12 protein-coding genes and 1 tRNA gene are annotated in these 15,777 nt (G+C 69.2%); 7 read left to right on the top strand and 6 right to left on the bottom strand.

Going from position 1 to position 15,777, the window contains the following annotated elements; genetic code table 11:
* The first annotated feature begins 5 nt into the window (after positions 1 to 5).
* A complete protein-coding gene (locus C9E82_RS18510) occupies positions 6 to 1,337 on the top strand; it encodes an MFS transporter (RefSeq protein WP_119897975.1) in 1,332 nt (443 codons plus the stop codon).
* Between the two features lie 62 nt (positions 1,338 to 1,399).
* The gene (gene pcaD / locus C9E82_RS18505) at positions 1,400 to 2,212 is read left to right on the top strand and encodes a 3-oxoadipate enol-lactonase (RefSeq protein ID WP_119897976.1); all 813 of its coding nucleotides are present in this window, start codon (positions 1,400 to 1,402) and stop codon (positions 2,210 to 2,212) included.
* 97 nt (positions 2,213 to 2,309) lie between these two features.
* Here pcaD and C9E82_RS18500 read toward each other — a convergent pair whose 3' ends face one another.
* The gene (locus C9E82_RS18500) at positions 2,310 to 2,744 is read right to left on the bottom strand and encodes a MerR family transcriptional regulator (RefSeq protein WP_119897977.1); all 435 of its coding nucleotides are present in this window, start codon (positions 2,742 to 2,744) and stop codon (positions 2,310 to 2,312) included.
* A 93-nt stretch (positions 2,745 to 2,837) separates the two neighbouring features.
* On the opposite strand from C9E82_RS18500, the gene C9E82_RS18495 reads away from it, so the two are divergent.
* Positions 2,838 to 5,000, top strand: coding sequence for a heavy metal translocating P-type ATPase (locus C9E82_RS18495; protein ID WP_119897978.1), 2,163 nt, complete (start codon positions 2,838 to 2,840; stop codon positions 4,998 to 5,000).
* A 268-nt stretch (positions 5,001 to 5,268) separates the two neighbouring features.
* On the opposite strand, the gene C9E82_RS18490 is transcribed toward C9E82_RS18495, so the two are convergent.
* Positions 5,269 to 5,343: transfer RNA gene (locus tag C9E82_RS18490), tRNA-Gln, on the bottom strand.
* 95 nt (positions 5,344 to 5,438) lie between these two features.
* On the opposite strand from C9E82_RS18490, the gene C9E82_RS18485 reads away from it, so the two are divergent.
* Complete coding sequence (locus tag C9E82_RS18485; RefSeq protein WP_119897979.1) at positions 5,439 to 6,614, top strand: BaiN/RdsA family NAD(P)/FAD-dependent oxidoreductase; 1,176 nt, start codon at positions 5,439 to 5,441, stop codon at positions 6,612 to 6,614.
* On the opposite strand, the gene kdsA is transcribed toward C9E82_RS18485, so the two are convergent.
* The 3 genes from kdsA to C9E82_RS18470 are packed head-to-tail and all read right to left on the bottom strand — an operon-like array spanning position 6,611 to position 9,889.
* Complete coding sequence (kdsA, locus tag C9E82_RS18480) at positions 6,611 to 7,453, bottom strand: 3-deoxy-8-phosphooctulonate synthase (RefSeq protein ID WP_119897980.1); 843 nt, start codon at positions 7,451 to 7,453, stop codon at positions 6,611 to 6,613. The two genes, C9E82_RS18485 and kdsA, sit on opposite strands and share 4 nt — an antisense overlap.
* Complete coding sequence (locus C9E82_RS18475) at positions 7,450 to 9,252, bottom strand: capsule biosynthesis protein (RefSeq protein ID WP_119897981.1); 1,803 nt, start codon at positions 9,250 to 9,252, stop codon at positions 7,450 to 7,452. Before C9E82_RS18475 ends, kdsA begins: the two co-directional genes overlap by 4 nt.
* Entirely contained in the window at positions 9,236 to 9,889 is a 654-nt protein-coding gene (locus C9E82_RS18470; protein ID WP_119897982.1) for an ABC transporter ATP-binding protein, read from the bottom strand. The genes C9E82_RS18475 and C9E82_RS18470 overlap by 17 nt, the downstream gene beginning before the upstream one ends.
* 173 nt (positions 9,890 to 10,062) lie before the next feature.
* Here C9E82_RS18470 and C9E82_RS18465 point away from each other — a divergent pair, with 173 nt between their 5' ends.
* Positions 10,063 to 10,686, top strand: coding sequence for a uracil-DNA glycosylase family protein (locus tag C9E82_RS18465; RefSeq protein ID WP_119897983.1), 624 nt, complete (start codon positions 10,063 to 10,065; stop codon positions 10,684 to 10,686).
* A 33-nt stretch (positions 10,687 to 10,719) separates the two neighbouring features.
* Complete coding sequence (locus C9E82_RS18460) at positions 10,720 to 12,390, top strand: formate--tetrahydrofolate ligase (RefSeq protein ID WP_119897984.1); 1,671 nt, start codon at positions 10,720 to 10,722, stop codon at positions 12,388 to 12,390.
* 25 nt (positions 12,391 to 12,415) lie between these two features.
* On the opposite strand, the gene C9E82_RS18455 is transcribed toward C9E82_RS18460, so the two are convergent.
* Positions 12,416 to 13,918, bottom strand: coding sequence for a hypothetical protein (locus tag C9E82_RS18455; protein ID WP_119897985.1), 1,503 nt, complete (start codon positions 13,916 to 13,918; stop codon positions 12,416 to 12,418).
* Positions 13,919 to 14,160: 242 nt separating this feature from the next.
* Between C9E82_RS18455 and C9E82_RS18450 the strand changes: the two genes are divergently transcribed.
* On the top strand, positions 14,161 to 15,756 hold the full coding sequence (locus C9E82_RS18450; protein ID WP_119897986.1) for a peptide chain release factor 3: 1,596 nt from the start codon (positions 14,161 to 14,163) through the stop codon (positions 15,754 to 15,756).
* The last annotated feature ends 21 nt before the right edge of the window (positions 15,757 to 15,777 follow it).

The raw sequence follows: 15,777 nt of genomic DNA, 5'->3' as shown, positions 1-15,777 counted from the left end.
ACGACATGCGAAACCTGGATGTAAGCGAGGCGATAGACCAGAGCCCGTTCGGACGGTTCCAATGGATGGTGGTCGCGCTGTGCGGCACGCTGCTGGTCGTCGACGGATATGATGTCTTCGTGGCGGGCACGGTGCTGCCGACGCTGATCGCGGAATGGGGCCTGACCAAGCCGCAGGCCGGCGCGCTGCAGGCCTGGGCACTGTTCGGGATGATGTTCGGGGCGCTGATCCTGGGCCCGATGGCCGACCGGATCGGCCGCAAGAAGGGCGTCGCGATCAGCTTCGTGCTGTTCACCACCGCGACCGTGCTGACCGGCTTCGCCACCTCGCCCGAACAGTTCAAGATCTTCCGCTTCATCGCCGGCCTGGGCTGCGGCGGGCTGATGCCGAATGCCGTGGCGCTGATGAACGAATATGCGCCCAAGCGCCTGCGCGGCACGATGGTGGCGCTGATGTTCTCGGGCTATTCGGTCGGCGGCATGGTCGCGGCGGGGCTGGGCGTCGGGCTGATCCCCTCCTTCGGCTGGCAGCCGATGTTCTTCGTCGCCGCGGTGCCGCTGCTGCTGTTGCCGCTGGTGCTGTGGAAACTGCCGGAATCGCTGGGTTTCCTGATCCGCCAGGGCAAGCAGGACGAGGCGCGGCGCATCTTCGCGAAGATCAATCCCTCGATCCAGCTGGCGGCCGATGACCGGCTGGTGTTCAGCGAGACCAAGGGCGCCTCGGCCTCGGTCGCGGAACTGTTCCGCCACGGCCGGACGCTGCGCACGCTGATGCTGTGGCTGTCCTTCTTCTGCTGCCTGCTGCTGGTCTACCTGCTGTCCTCCTGGCTGCCCAAGGTGCTGCAAGAGGCCGGATATGCCGAACGGGCCAGCCTTCTGTCGCTGTTCTCGCTGAATTTCGGCGGCATGGCGGGGGCGATCGCCGGAGGGTGGCTGGGCGACCGTTTCGGCCTGCCGAAGGTGGTGGTCGCCTTCTTCGCCGCGGCCGGGGCATCCATCGCCCTGATCGGCTTCAACCCGGCGCCGACGGTGCTGTTCCTGCTGGTCTTCGTCGCCGGGGCCACGACCATCGGCACGCAGATCCTGCTCTATGCCAGCGTCGCGCAGCTTTATAACCTGTCGGTGCGCTCGACCGGGCTGGGCTGGGCCTCGGGCGTGGGCCGGATCGGCGCCATCGTCGGGCCGACCTTCGGCGGGGTGCTGCTGGCGCGGGAACTGCCGCTGGAGCAGAACTTCCTGCTCTTCGCGATCCCGGCGGCGGTCTCGGCCCTGGCGATGCTGGTCTTCGCGCTTGCCAACGGGCGCGCCCGCGACACGGCGCGGCTTGCCGCCGCCTGAGCCTCCCCGCAACAAGGCGCGCGGCCCCTCGCCGCGCGCCGCATTCGCATGAAAGGCCGCCCATGCCCTGCCTGGACCTGCCCACCCACCGCCTTCACTATCGCATCGACGGCGAGGCGGGGGAGAAGCCGTGGCTGACCTTCTGCAATTCCCTGGGCACTGACCTGCACATGTGGGACGCCCAGATCGAGAGCCTTTGCCGGGATTTCCGCATCCTGCGCTATGACCGCCGCGGTCACGGCCGGTCCGGCACGCCGCTGCCGCCCTACGGCCTGGCCGATCTGGGCGGCGACGTGATCGCGCTGTGGGATGCGCTGGGGATCGCGCGCAGCCATTTCTGCGGCCTGTCCATCGGCGGGCTGACCGGGCAATGGCTGGCGATCCACGCGGGCGCGCGGCTGGGGCGCGTCGTTCTCTGCGCGACGGCTGCCCGGATCGGCACCGCCGACAGCTGGAACGTCCGCATCGACGAGGTCAGGGCGGGGGGCCTAGGCGGTCTTCTTCCCGCGACGGCGGAGCGCTGGTTCACGCCGGGCTTTCGCGCGGCCGATCCGGCCAGCGTCGCGGCGATCCTGGCCAGCTTCGCCGCAACCTCGGTCGATGGCTATGCGGGATGCTGCGCGGCGCTTGCCGGGGCGGATCTGCGCGGCCGGCTTCACCAGATCGCCAATCCGCTGCTGGCGATTTCCGGCCGTGACGATCCGGTCTGCCCGCCCGCCGAATTGGCCGCGATCGCCGGAGAGGTGCAGCGCGGACGTCACCTGTCCCTGCCGGGGCGGCACATCGTGAACCTGGAATCGGCGGCGCGGTTCAACACCGTTCTGAAGGATTTCCTGACGGAAGCCTTCGCCGTCCATGTCGGTCCGTTGCCGTAGCGCGTCCGCGCGCTGCCGGATTTCCCGGCAAAGAAGGGCAGGATGCGTGGATGGCCTTGCTCTCTGAACGGCCACCGCCCTGCCGGTCGGCGCCGGCCTAGCCTTGCCCGGCCTCGCCATGATCGTCATGCAGGCACAGCTGGTGATTGCCCAGGACCCCGATCACGCGGCAATCCGAGATCCGGCCATGCGCGCATTGCACGATCATCCGCTCAAGCTCGGCCTGCAGCGCCTGCAGCCGGCTGATGCGGGCATGGACCGCCGCAAGCTGGCGCTTGGCGATCTGATCGGCGGCGGCGCAGGGGATGTCGGGGCGGTCGGAGAGGCTCAGCAACTCCCGGATCGCCTCCAGCGGGAAGCCCAGATCGCGGGCATGGCGGATGAAGCCCAGCCGCTCCTGCGCCTTCGGCCCGTAGAGCCGCTGGTTGCCGGCGCTGCGCTCGGCCTCGGGCAGCAGGCCGATCTGTTCGTAATAGCGGATGGTCGGCACCTTCACCCCGGTCGCCGCGCTGAGTTTTCCGATGGAGAGCATGAGAAACCCCTTGAAGCTCTAGTCGCTAGAGGACCTAGGGTCCCGAATCATCGAGGACAAGGGCCCGCGATCGGTGCGGGCAGGAGATGAGCGATGCGTGACGAACGGGCCGAACGGGTCGAATGGACGGTGACGGGCATGGATTGCGCCGCCTGCAGCCGCAAGATCTCGGCGGCGCTTGGCGGGATGCCGGGGGTCGGCGAGGTCTCGGTCGGGCTGATGGCCGAGAAGCTGGCGCTGACCCTGCAGCCGGGCGGGGCCAGCCGCGACCAGATCGAGGATGCGGTGCGCCGGCTGGGTTACGGGATCGAACCGCGCGGGCAGGCGGCGCCGCCCGATGCAGCGCCCGTGATGCAGGGCCCTGCCGAACGCGACCAAAGCTGGCATCGCAGCGGCAAGGGCCGGCTGGTGATCCTGACCGGCGCGCTGCTGGCGCTGGCCTGGGCCTTCGAGCTGCTGGCCCCGGCCGGATGGGGCTATCCCGCCTTCCTGCTGGCCTGCGCGATCGGCGTCGCCCCGGTGGCGAAGCGCGCCGTCGAGGCGCTGCGCATGGGCCAGCCCTTCACCATCGAAAGCCTGATGACCATCGCCGCCATCGGCGCGCTGTTCATCGGCGCGGCCGAGGAGGCGGCGCTGGTCGTGTTCCTGTTCGCGGTGGGCGAGGTGCTGGAGGGCGTCGCCGCCGGCCGCGCCCGCGACGGCATCCGGGCGCTGGCCGACCTGGTGCCCAAGACGGCGCTGCTGGAAGTCGGCGGCACCACGCGCGAGGTGCCCGCCGACAGCCTGCGGATCGGCCAGGTCGTGCTGGTCCGTCCCGGCGACCGCATCCCCGCCGATGGCGAGATCACCGAGGGCACCAGCGGCATCGACGACAGCCCGGTGACAGGCGAAAGCGTGCCGGTCACCAAGGGGCCGGGCGAGGGCGTCTTCGCGGGCTCGATCAATACCGAGGCGGCGCTGCGGCTGCGAGTGACGCGCGCGCCCTCGGACAACACCATCGCCCGCATCATCCGCCTGGTCGAGGAGGCCGAGGAGGCCCGCGCGCCCACCGAACGCTTCATCGACCGCTTCAGCCGCTGGTACATGCCCGCCATCGTCGCGGTCTCGGCGCTGGTCATGCTGGTGCCGCCGCTGGCATTCGGCGCGGAATGGGGGACCTGGATCTATCGCGGCCTGGCGCTGCTGCTGATCGGCTGCCCCTGCGCGCTGGTGATCTCGGTGCCCGCCTCCATCGCCTCGTCGCTTTCGGCCGGGGCGCGGCGGGGGCTGCTGATGAAGGGCGGCGCGGTGATCGAGGCCGCGGCCAATATCACCCATGTCGCCTTCGACAAGACCGGCACGCTGACGATGGGCCGTCCCGCTGTCACCGGCCTGACGCCGCCCGCCGGGCAGGTCGAGCTGACGGCGTCCATCAGGACCGAGCTTCTGGCGACGGCGGCCGCGGTCGAGGCCGGATCAAGCCACCCCCTGGCCCGCGCCATTCTGGACAGCGCCGCGGAAGAGGGCATCGCACCGCCGCCCGCGACGGATGCGCGCGCGATTCCGGGCAGGGGCGCGACGGCCATCGTCGCGGGCGCCCCGGCCTTCGTCGCCTCGCCCGCCGCGGCCCTGGAGGCGGGCGTGCTGACGGACAGGGACATGCAGCATGCGGCCGCGCTGGAAACCGGGGGCAGCACCGTTGTCGCGGTCTACCGGCCGGACCGGCTGATCGGCCTGATCGGGTTGCAGGACGAGCCGCGCACGGATGCCGCCGAGGCGGTGGCCCAGCTGCGCGCGCTGGGGGTCGGCGCGGTGATGCTGACCGGTGACAACCCGCGCACCGCCGCGGCCATCGCCGGCCCGCTGGCCATGGATTACCGCGCCGGGATGCTGCCCGAGGGCAAGCTGGCGGCGATCCGCGAGATGGGCGCGGTGATGATGGTCGGCGACGGCATCAACGACGCGCCGGCGCTGAAACAGGCGCAGGTGGGCGTGGCCATGGGCTCGGGCACCGACGTGGCGCTGGAGACGGCCGATGCGGCGATCCTGCGCGACCGGGTGACGGATGTGCCCGCCCTGATCCGGCTGGCGCGGGCGACGATGGGCAATATCCGCCAGAACGTCGCCATCGCGCTGGCGCTGAAGGCGGTCTTCCTGGTGACCTCGGTCCTGGGCATCACCGGGCTGTGGATCGCGATCCTGGCCGATACCGGCGCCACGGTGCTGGTGACGCTGAACGCCCTGCGCCTGCTGCGCTTCCGGCCGGAGAAGACGTGATGCCGCTCGTCCTGGCCGCCTCGCTGGCGCTGCGCGTGCGGCGCGCGGGAAGAAGCTCTCGGGGATCGCGCCGTACCGGATTTGCGCCCGCCTGCGGCGGCGCCATGCACGGATCGCGGCTTGGCGGAAGACGAGATCGACGATGCCCGTTCGGCAACTTCTCACGGTCGAGGTGCAGCGCATCCGATTGGACAGTCGTGGAGGACATCAGCCTCTCGACCGCCCGAACGCATCGAAATCCGCCTGAAAACAAGGAGTTTGATGGATCTGGCTGGGGCGGTAGGATTCGAACCTACGGTACACGGTACCAAAAACCGTTGCCTTACCACTTGGCCACGCCCCAACTGTGCGGGCGTATTTAGCCAAGGCGTTCCGGCGGTGCAAGGGCCAAAATGACGAAAACTTGCCGCGACAACGGCCTGCCGATATGTCGCGCGGATGGAACATGTCGATCTGATCATTCTGGGCGCCGGGGCGGCGGGGTTGTTCTGCGCGGGCTCGGCCGTCCGGCCGGGGCGGCGGATCCTGGTCCTGGATCACGCGGCGAAACCGGGCGAGAAGATCCGCATCTCGGGCGGGGGGCGCTGCAATTTCACCAACCTGGCGACGGCGCCGGATCGCTTCCTGTCGCACAGCCCGCGCTTCGCGGCCTCGGCGCTGGCGCGGTTCCGGCCCGAGGCCTTCGTGGAGATGGTCGACCGGGCCGGCATCGCCTGGCACGAGAAGACGCAGGGCCAGCTTTTCTGCGACGGGAAGTCGACGCAGATCACCGACCTGCTGCTGCACCGGATGCGGGGCGCGGAATTGCGGCTGGGAACGGCGGTGCAGGGCGTCGCCCAGGGCGGCGAGCGATTCGTCGTCCAGACCGAGGCGGGCGCGATCTCGGCGGGCCGGGTGGTGGTCGCGACGGGGGGCAAGTCGATCCCGAAGATGGGCGCGACCGGCATCGGATACGAGATCGCGCGCAGCTTCGGGCTGCGGCTGGTCGAGCAGCGGGCGGGGCTGGTGCCGCTGACCTTCGCCGAACAGGACCTGGCGCTGTGCCGGCCCCTGGCCGGGGTCTCGGTCGAGGCGCGGATCGTGCATGGCGGCGGCGATTTCCGCGACGCGCTGCTGTTCACCCATCGCGGGCTCAGCGGGCCGGTGATCCTGCAGATCTCCAGCTTCTGGCGGCCGGGAGAGGAGCTGGCCATCGACCTGTCGCCCGGCCGCGATGTCGCGGCCGAGCTGAAATCGGCGCGGGCCCAGGCGGGGCGGGTGGCGGTTGCGACCGCGCTGTCGCGCCTGCTGCCCGAGCGCCTGGCCCTGGCCATCGCGGCCGAGCAGGGGCTGGCGAATGCGCGGCTGGCCGATCAGCCGAACCGCGTCCTGGATCGCCTGGGCGCGCGGATCAACGCCTGGCGCCTGCGGCCGGTCGGCACCGAGGGCTACCGGACCGCCGAGGTGACGCTGGGGGGCGTCGACACGCGCGACCTGGACGCGAAGACCATGCAGGCCCGCACGGTGCCGGGGCTGCATTTCATCGGCGAATGCGTCGATGTGACCGGCTGGCTGGGCGGCTACAACTTCCAGTGGGCCTGGGCCTCGGCCGATGCGGCGGCCAGGGCGGCCTAGACCTGCAGCGGCTCGGCCTTGGCCAGCGCGTCGAAGCGCATCAGCGAGGCGATCAGCGCCGGCATCTGGTCCAGCGGGATCATGTTCGGCCCGTCCGAGGGTGCGTTGTCGGGATCCTCATGCGTCTCGATGAAGACGCCCGCGACCCCCAGCGACACCGCCGCGCGCGCCATCACCGGCGCGAATTCGCGCTGCCCGCCCGAGGAACCGCCCTGGCCGCCCGGCTGCTGCACCGAATGGGTGGCGTCCATGATCACCGGCCAGCCGGTCCGGGCCATGATCGGCAGCGCGCGCATGTCGGCCACCAGCGTGTTGTAGCCGAAGCTGACCCCGCGTTCGGTCAGCAGGATGTTCTCGTTGCCGGTCGAGGCGACCTTGTCGGCGACATTGGCCATGTCCCAGGGGGCCAGGAACTGTCCCTTCTTCACGTTCACGACCGCGCCGGTGCGGCCGGCCGCCAGCAGCAGGTCGGTCTGGCGGCACAGGAAGGCGGGGATCTGGATCACGTCCACGACCCCGGCGGCGCGGCGGGCCTGTTCGGCATCGTGGATGTCGGTCAGCACCGGGCAGCCCAGGCGGTCGCGCAGGGCGGCCAGGATCTCCAGCCCCTCGTCGATGCCGACGCCGCGCCGGCCCTTCAGCGAGGTGCGGTTGGCCTTGTCGTAGCTGGCCTTGAAGACATACCCCGCGCCCGCCGCCCGGCAGGCCTGGGCCATCTTCTCGCCGATCATCAGGGCGTGATCCAGCGATTCCAGCTGGCAGGGGCCGGCGATCACCGTCAGCGGCAGGTCGTTGCCGCAGGAAAGCGGGCCGATGGAAACATGTCGGGGGCTGGTCATGTGGACACCTGTTCGCGCAAGATCGAGGCTGTCAGCGACAGCATCAGATAGATACCCGAAAAGATCATGAAGGCCACCAGCGTATTCTGGAAGGCCTTGGGATAGGTCGCCTCGTCCGGGGGCACCGGGGCCACCGACAGCGACAGGTAGCGGACCTGCTTGTTGGCCTCGATCCGCGCGGTCTCCATCTGCGCCGCCGCCCCGGCCAGCAATTCCTGCCGCGTCGCCAGGTCGCTCTCGGCGATGCGCAACTCGCCCGAGATCGAGGCCAGCGAGCTGCGGGTCTCGTTGCCCTCGGTCAGCTGCAGGCGGGTCCGGGCGATCATCTCCTCCAGCCGCGAGATGTCGCCGCGCAGCGCCGCGACGCGGCTTTGCAGCGGGCTGGGATTGGACAGGACCTGGCCCAGTTCCAGCTGCTTGGTGGTCAGCTGCATCTCAAGCTCGGCGATCTGGTTCATCACCACCGTGCCTTCGGCCACCGGGTCCAGGACGCCCAGCCTCTGCTGCAGTTCCTGCACCCGGCGCTGCGCGGCCAGCACCTTGTCCTCGGCATCCTGATAGACCTCGATCGCGCCGCGCATCTGGTCGTCGCGCAGCCGCGCGGTCATCTGGTCCACCTGCCCCTCGGCATAGTTGATCAGCGCCAGCGAGAATTCCTGGCTGAGCTGGGGATCGGGGGCGATCACCTCCATGTTGATCATGCCTTCGGTCGGGTCGTAGCTGATCTTGACCGATTTCAGATAGACCTCGTAGGCGGCCTCGTTGGTGGCGTCCGGGGCCAGGCGCTTGATCGGGTCCAGCGCCGGGTCCTGGAAGGCGCGCTTGAAGCCCTTGTCCGCATCCAGCCGCAGCATCGCATCGCGCGAGGTCAGATAGCTTTGCACGGCGACGGAATCGGGGTTCGTGGCCAGCTGCGAGGCGCTGAACAGCCCGCCGAGGCTGGAGCTTCCGCCGCCTTCGGCCATCTGGATCTGGAATTGCGAATGGGTGGCGTAGAGCGGCGTCGCCACCCGGAAGTAATACCAGGCCGCCAGCGCGGTCGGCAGGATGACGAACAGCAGCAACCGCGCGGCCAGCATCGTCAGGCGGCGGCGGCGGCGGCGGGCGATGTCGCGCTGGATGCGATAGATCTCGGCGGCGCGCTTGTCCTCGGTCAGCTGCTCGCGCGAGGGCAGGGCGGGGCCGACCTCGGTGCCGCGCGCGGTGGGCAGGGGCGGGCGCGGCACGACGGCGGGCGCATTGGCCGAGGGCGCCGATTGCGCCCGGCTGCCCTCGCTGGACAGGATCTGGCCAAGCGCGGCGCGCTGCGAGGGGTCGATGCCGCGTTCGCGCAGGCGCAGCACGGCCTCTTCGTCGGAATCGACCGGGATCTGGTGCAGGGCGGCGATGCGGCGGGCGATGCGCAATTGCCTGTCGGTCAGCTTTTCGGCCCGGATCGCCGCCAGCTGCGCCTCCAGCCCGGAATCGGCGGCGGGCGCCGCGGGGGTGGGTTGCTGCTTCGGCTGCTCGGGTCCCGCGGTCGGGAAACGCACGTCGCCGAAGCCGTCATCGGTCGGATCGGTGCGCATCATCCGTTCGCGCAGGGCTTCGTCGCTGTCGGGCGCCTGCGGCGGGGTTTCGGATGCCGGTTTCGGACCGGTCACGGGGCCTTCGCCGAAGCGGGGGGGCAGGTCCGCCTTCTTGCGAATCTCGACCCGGATCTGCGGGGCGGCGGTGCCTTGCGGCGCGCTGGCCGGGGCCGGGCGGACGGATTCGTCGGGCGAGGCGTGGAAGCGGCGCGCCTTAGGCGGTGTAGTCATAATATTGCTTGGCCTCATCAAGGGATTCGAACATGTAAAGCTTGCCGTCGCGCATGATCGCGGCCGTGCGGCAGAATTTCTCGATCGTCGAGGCCTGGTGCGAGACCACGATCACCGTCGCATTGCGCAGCCGCTCGAACAGGACCGAACCGGCCTTGCGGTTGAACTCGACATCGGTGGTCTGCGGCATCCCCTCGTCGATCAGGTAGATGTCGAATTCGAGCGCCAGAAGCAGCGCAAAGGAAAAACGCTGCCGCATCCCGGCGGAATAGGTGCCGACCGGCATGTCGAAATATTCGCCGATATCGGTCAGCCAGCGGCAGAACGCCTCGACATAATCGGGGTCGAGGCCATAGATCCGGGCGATGTAGCGGGCGTTTTCATTGGCGGAATGGCGGCTGACCAGCCCGCCCATGAACCCCAGCGGAAAGGACACCCGGCAGGTGCTGCGGATATTGCCCTCATCGGGTTTCTCCAGCCCGCACATCATGTTGATCAGCGTGGTCTTGCCGGTGCCGTTCGGGGCCAGGATGCCAAGCGAGCGGCCCAGTTCGACCCGGAAGGAGGCACGCTCCAGGATCACCTTGTGCCGCGTCCCGGTCCAGAAGGACTTCGAGACATTGTCGAATTCCAGCATGGCTGATCGCCTTCACCCGTAACATACTGACCGGCACGCCATGCCGGTTGCCCCGACCTGCCCCGGCGGAACATAGGTCGCTGCCGGCATTCTGTCCAGTTTCGTCCCGATTGACCAAGCAAACCTTGACGAGGGGGGATTTTTTCGCGCGGCATTTGCACTAAATCAGAGACATGTCCCAGCTTGAAGCCCGGATTTCCGCCTGCCGCCTCTGCGCCGAGCGTTTCGCCGCGACCGCCACCGCGCATTCCCCGCGTCCGGTGGTCTGGTTCAGGCCGGGCGCGCGGATCCTGGTGGCCGGGCAGGCCCCCGGATTGCGCGTCCATCACAGCGGCCGGCCGTTCACCGACCGCTCGGGCCAGCGGCTGCGCGAATGGATGGGCGTCGACGAGGCCACTTTCTACGACCGCGACCGCATCGCCATCGTGCCGATGGCCTTCTGCTTTCCGGGCTATGACGCCAAGGGCGCCGACCTGCCGCCGCCGCCGATCTGCGCGCAGACATGGCGCGACCAGATCATGGCGCTGCTGCGCCCGCGCATGGTGCTGCTGGTGGGCGGCCATGCGATCCGCTGGCATCTGGGCGGCCGCGACGTAACCGCCAGCGTCGCCGCCTGGCGCGAACACGCCCCGCGGGTCTTTCCGCTGCCGCATCCCTCGTGGCGCAATACCGGCTGGCTGCGCCGCAACCCCTGGTTCGAGACCGAGCTGCTGCCCGACCTGCGCCAAGGCGTGGCCGAAGTGCTGGCCGATGGCCAAGATGCCAGCGGCGTGGCATCGGCCGGCCGGATCGGCTAGACCGGAGAAGGGACAAGCCAGAGGGGGGCAGCCATGAAGTCGGATATCCAGATCGCACGCGAGGCGGAAAAGCAACCCATTGCCGAAATCGCGGCGAAGCTGGGGCTGACGCCGGCCGAGATCCTGCCCTATGGCCACGACAAGGCGAAGATCTCGCATGACGCGCTGGCCGCGCTGGAGGGCCGGCCCGACGGCAGGCTGGTGCTGGTCACGGCGATCAACCCGACCCCGGCCGGCGAGGGCAAGACCACCACCACGGTCGGGCTTGGCGACGCGCTGAACCGGATCGGCAAGCGCGCCACGATCTGCATCCGCGAGGCCAGCCTGGGGCCGAATTTCGGCATGAAGGGCGGGGCGGCCGGCGGCGGCATGGCCCAGATCGTGCCGATGGAAGACATGAACCTGCATTTCACCGGTGATTTCCACGCGGTCACCTCGGCCCACAACCTGCTGGCGGCGCTGATCGACAACCATATCCACTGGGGTAATGCGCTGGACATCGACATGCGCCGGATCGCCTGGCGGCGGGTGGTGGACATGAACGACCGGGCGCTGCGCGAGGTGGTGCTGGGCCTGGGCGGCGCGGCCAACGGCTTTGTCCGGCAAAGCGGCTTCGACATCACCGTCGCCTCCGAGGTGATGGCGATCCTGTGCCTGGCCCGCGACCTGGCCGATCTGCAGGAACGGCTGGGCCGGATCGTCGTCGCCTATGCGCGCGACGGCCAGCCGGTGACCGCGCGCGACCTGAAGGCGGATGGCGCGATGACGGTGCTGCTTCGGGACGCGCTGCAGCCGAACCTGGTGCAGACGCTGGAAAACAATCCGGCGCTGGTCCATGGCGGGCCCTTCGCCAATATCGCCCATGGCTGCAACAGCGCCATCGCCACCCGCGCCGCCCTGCGCCTGTCCGATTACGTCGTGACCGAGGCCGGTTTCGGCGCGGACCTGGGGGCCGAGAAATTCCTGGACATCAAGTGCCGGATCGCCGGGCTGACGCCCTCGGCCGTGGTGCTGGTGGCGACGGTGCGGGCGCTGAAGATGAACGGCGGCACCGCCCGCGCCGACCTGGGGCAAGAGGATGTCGATGCGCTGCGCCGCGGCTGCGCCAATCTGGGCCGCCATATCGCGAACATGCGCCAATACGGGCTGCCGGTGGTCGTGGCCATCAACCATTTCGCCAGCGACAGCGAGGCCGAGATCGCGGCGCTGACCGACTATTGCGGCGAACGCGGCGTGCGCGCGGTGCTGGCGCGGCATTGGGCCGAGGGCGGCGCGGGGGCCGAGGAGCTGGCGCAGGAGGTGGTGGCGCTGGCCGAGGGCGGGCGGGCCGATTTCCAGCCGCTCTATCCCGACGATATGCCGCTGTTTGGCAAGATCGAGACGATCAGCCGCCGCATCTATCACGCCGCCCATGTCGAGCCCGCGCCCGGCATTCGCGAGCAGCTGGCGGCCTGGGAGGCGGCGGGCCACGGCGCCCTGCCGGTCTGCATCGCCAAGACGCAATATTCCTTCTCGACCGATCCGAACCTGCGCGGCGCGCCCGAGGGCCATGTCGTCCCGGTGCGCGAGGTGCGGCTGGCGGCCGGCGCGGGGTTCGTGGTGGCGATCTGCGGGCAGATCATGACCATGCCCGGCCTGCCGCGCCACCCGGCGGCCGAGAGTATCGGGCTGAACGATCTGGGGCAGGTCGAAGGGCTGTTCTGAGGTCGCGCCGGGTTCAGGCGGCGGCTCAGGCGGCGGCGGCCAGCCGCGCCTCGGGTTCGAACAGCGGGGCCAGCAGGCTCAGCCGGTCCAGCCGGTGCAGCAATTCGGGCAGCGGCGCGCGGGGGCGGGCCAGGAAGGCGCGCAACTCGCGCTGCGCCAGATAGCTGGCCATGGCCCTGATCCGGGCGGTCGGCCGGGCCGGGCGGTGCTGCAGGGCCAGTTCGCAATGCCGCAGGAACCCGGTTTCGTCGCGCCCGGCCGCGGCCCGGTCCCATTGCCGCAACAGATCGCCGGGCAGATCGCCGGCCTGCGGGACCTGGGGTTGCTGCAGCCAGCGCAGGGCGGCGGGCAGGCGCGGGCAATCCTCGGGGCGCGGAGCCAGGGACAGCAGGTCCTGCAGGGGCGCGCCAAGCGACAGCGTGCGGCGGGCATGGCGGATGGCCTCGGGGAAGCCCGACAGCCGCAGCGCCAGAAGCCGCATGTCGGCCCGGCCCGGCGCATGGCCCTGCAGGCCCAGCAGGGCAAAGCCGTTGCGCCCGGTCGCGCGGCTGATCGAGGCGGCGGCGATCAGCCGGTCGGACCGGGGGAAAGCCTCCGCCTCGGCCCGGCGCTCCACGACCCGCGCGGCGATCTGGTCGCGGCAGGCGTGCAGGGGCTGCGTGGAGGCCGGGGCGGGAAGGGCGCTGTGCCAGCGGCGCCAGGTGACCAGGTGCAGCGCCGCGACCACCGCCAGGGTCGGCGCCGCGCCCGTCTCGAAATCCTGCGGGCGGTCCGACCAGCCGCAGCGCGCCGGGAAAGAGCCGTCGGGGCGCTGGCAGGGAATCACCTCGGCCAGCAATTCGGAAACGTCATGGTCGGGATCGATCAGCCGCAGACAGGTGACCATCTGGGCGATGGCGGTCAGGCTCTTGTTCGTCCTTGCCCATTCGGAAATGTGCAGACAATTTTCAAAAGCCTTTCCGAATATCCTTGCCGAAATAAATCGCGGCCTGCGGGCGCCGAAACAATACAGGCGGGTTAATGTGCGATAAAAGAGATCGATTTGGGAATCGGTCAGGTCCGAATTGGGAAGCGGCCGGGAAAGCAGTTCCTCGATCTCGGCGATCAGGGCCGGATCGGGGGGATCCGCCAGTTCCAGCCGTTCGGCCAGGTCGCGCGGGGGATGGGCGGCCAGCTGCTGGCGGGCCAGTTGCCACAGCGGTTCTCCGCCCGCCGCGGCCCGGCAGCCGGCAAGCAAGGGCGCCAGCCGCTCGGCATCGGTTTCGTCGCGCCAGGCCAGTCCGGCCACGCGACGGGCCAGCGCGGCGTCCAGGCGCTGCCCGACGATATCTTCCAGCGGCGAGGGCGTGCCGCGCAGCCCCGACAGGACCGGCGCCAGCCGCGCGGCCATCGCCAGCGGCGGAAGGGCGGGATCGGCGGGGGAAAGTCGGGCGGGCAGGGACTGGATCTGGTCCCTCAGCCAGGCCAGGCCACGATTGGCAAGCAGGCGCAAAAGATGATCATATGTCGCGTCAAGGGCCATGGTCATTTTCACTTCATGCAAATCGAAGCACAGCGCTGCAAAGGGCTGGTCTTCATCTTAATGCCTAAACTCTCTGAAATGTAGCCTTTTTGGATACACCCGATAATGCTGTTTTTAACAAATTCATGTCAATCTTTAGCGATTTCTGCCTGCCAACGCCATACGGGACGGGGCCGCGGACCCATGGGGCGGCGATTCGGCGGTGCGGGCGATTGCGCGCGGGCGCAGGGCGCGCTACATCGCGCGCCATGACAAACCGCCCCGATCTTCCGCCCGAAATCGCCCGCCGCCGGACCTTCGCGATCATCTCGCATCCCGATGCGGGCAAGACGACGCTGACCGAGAAGTTCCTGCTTTACGGCGGCGCCATCCAGATGGCCGGCCAGGTGCGCGCCAAGGGCGAGGCGCGGCGCACGCGCTCGGACTTCATGAAGATGGAGCAGGATCGCGGTATCTCGGTCTCGGCCTCGGCGATGTCGTTCGATTTCGACGGCCACCGCTTCAATCTGGTCGACACGCCCGGCCACAGCGATTTTTCCGAGGATACCTATCGCACGCTGACGGCGGTGGACGCGGCGATCATGGTCATCGACGGCGCCAAGGGCGTGGAAAGCCAGACCCGCAAGCTGTTCGAGGTCTGCCGGCTGCGCGACCTGCCGATCCTGACCTTCTGCAACAAGATGGACCGCGAAAGCCGCGACACCTTCGAGATCATCGACGAGATCCAGGAGAACCTGGCCATCGACGTCGCCCCGGCCAGCTGGCCGATCGGCGTGGGCCGCGACTTCATCGGCTGCTATGACATGCTGAACGACCGGCTGGAGCTGATGGACCGCGCCGACCGCAACCGGGTGGCGGAATCGGTCAGCATCTCTGGCCTCGACGATCCGAAGCTGGCCGAGCATGTGCCCGCCGACCTGCTGGCCAAGCTGCGCGAAGAGGTCGAGATGGCGCGCGAGCTGCTGCCGGCATTCGACCGCCGGTCCTTCCTGGAAGGGCACATGACCCCGATCTGGTTCGGCAGCGCGATCAACAGCTTCGGCGTGCGGGAGTTGATGAAGGGGATCAGCACCTACGGCCCCGCCCCGCAGCCCCAGAACAGCGCCACCCGCCAGATCGCGCCCGAGGAGACGCCCGTGACCGGCTTCGTCTTCAAGGTGCAGGCGAACATGGACCCCAAGCATCGCGACCGGGTGGCCTTCGTGCGCCTGGCAAGCGGCCATTTCGAACGCGGCATGAAGCTGACCCATGTGCGCAGCAGGAAGCCGATGGCGGTGACGAACCCGGTGCTGTTCCTGGCCGCCGACCGCGAGCTGGCCGAAGAGGCCTGGGCGGGCGACATCATCGGCATTCCGAACCACGGCCAGCTGCGCATCGGCGACGCGCTGACCGAGGGCGAGGCGCTGCGCTTCACCGGCATTCCCAGCTTCGCGCCGGAACTGTTGCAGGCGGTGCGCGCGAATGACCCGATGAAGGCCAAGCACCTGGAAAAGGCGCTGATGCAATTCGCCGAGGAAGGCGCGGCCAAGATCTTCAAGCCCGCCATCGGCTCGGGCTTCATCGTCGGCGTCGTGGGCGCGCTGCAATTCGAGGTGCTGGCCAGCCGGATCGAGCTGGAATACGGCATCCCGGTGCGGTTCGAATCCTCGCAATTCACCAGCGCGCGCTGGGTGACGGGACCGAAGGAGAAGCTGGACGCCTTCGCCAATGCCAACAAGGGCCACCTGGCGCATGACCATGACGGCGATCTGGTCTATCTGACCCGGCTGCAATGGGACATCGACCGGATCGAGCGCGACCATCCCGAGCTGAAGCTGACGGCGACCAAGGAAATGATGGTCTGAAAGATGCGGATCCGCGACGGG

The sequence above is a fragment of the Paracoccus sigandri genome (assembly GCF_003709565.1).
Lineage (GTDB): Bacteria > Pseudomonadota > Alphaproteobacteria > Rhodobacterales > Rhodobacteraceae > Paracoccus > Paracoccus siganidrum.
This window is presented reverse-complemented; position numbering and strand designations above follow the sequence as displayed.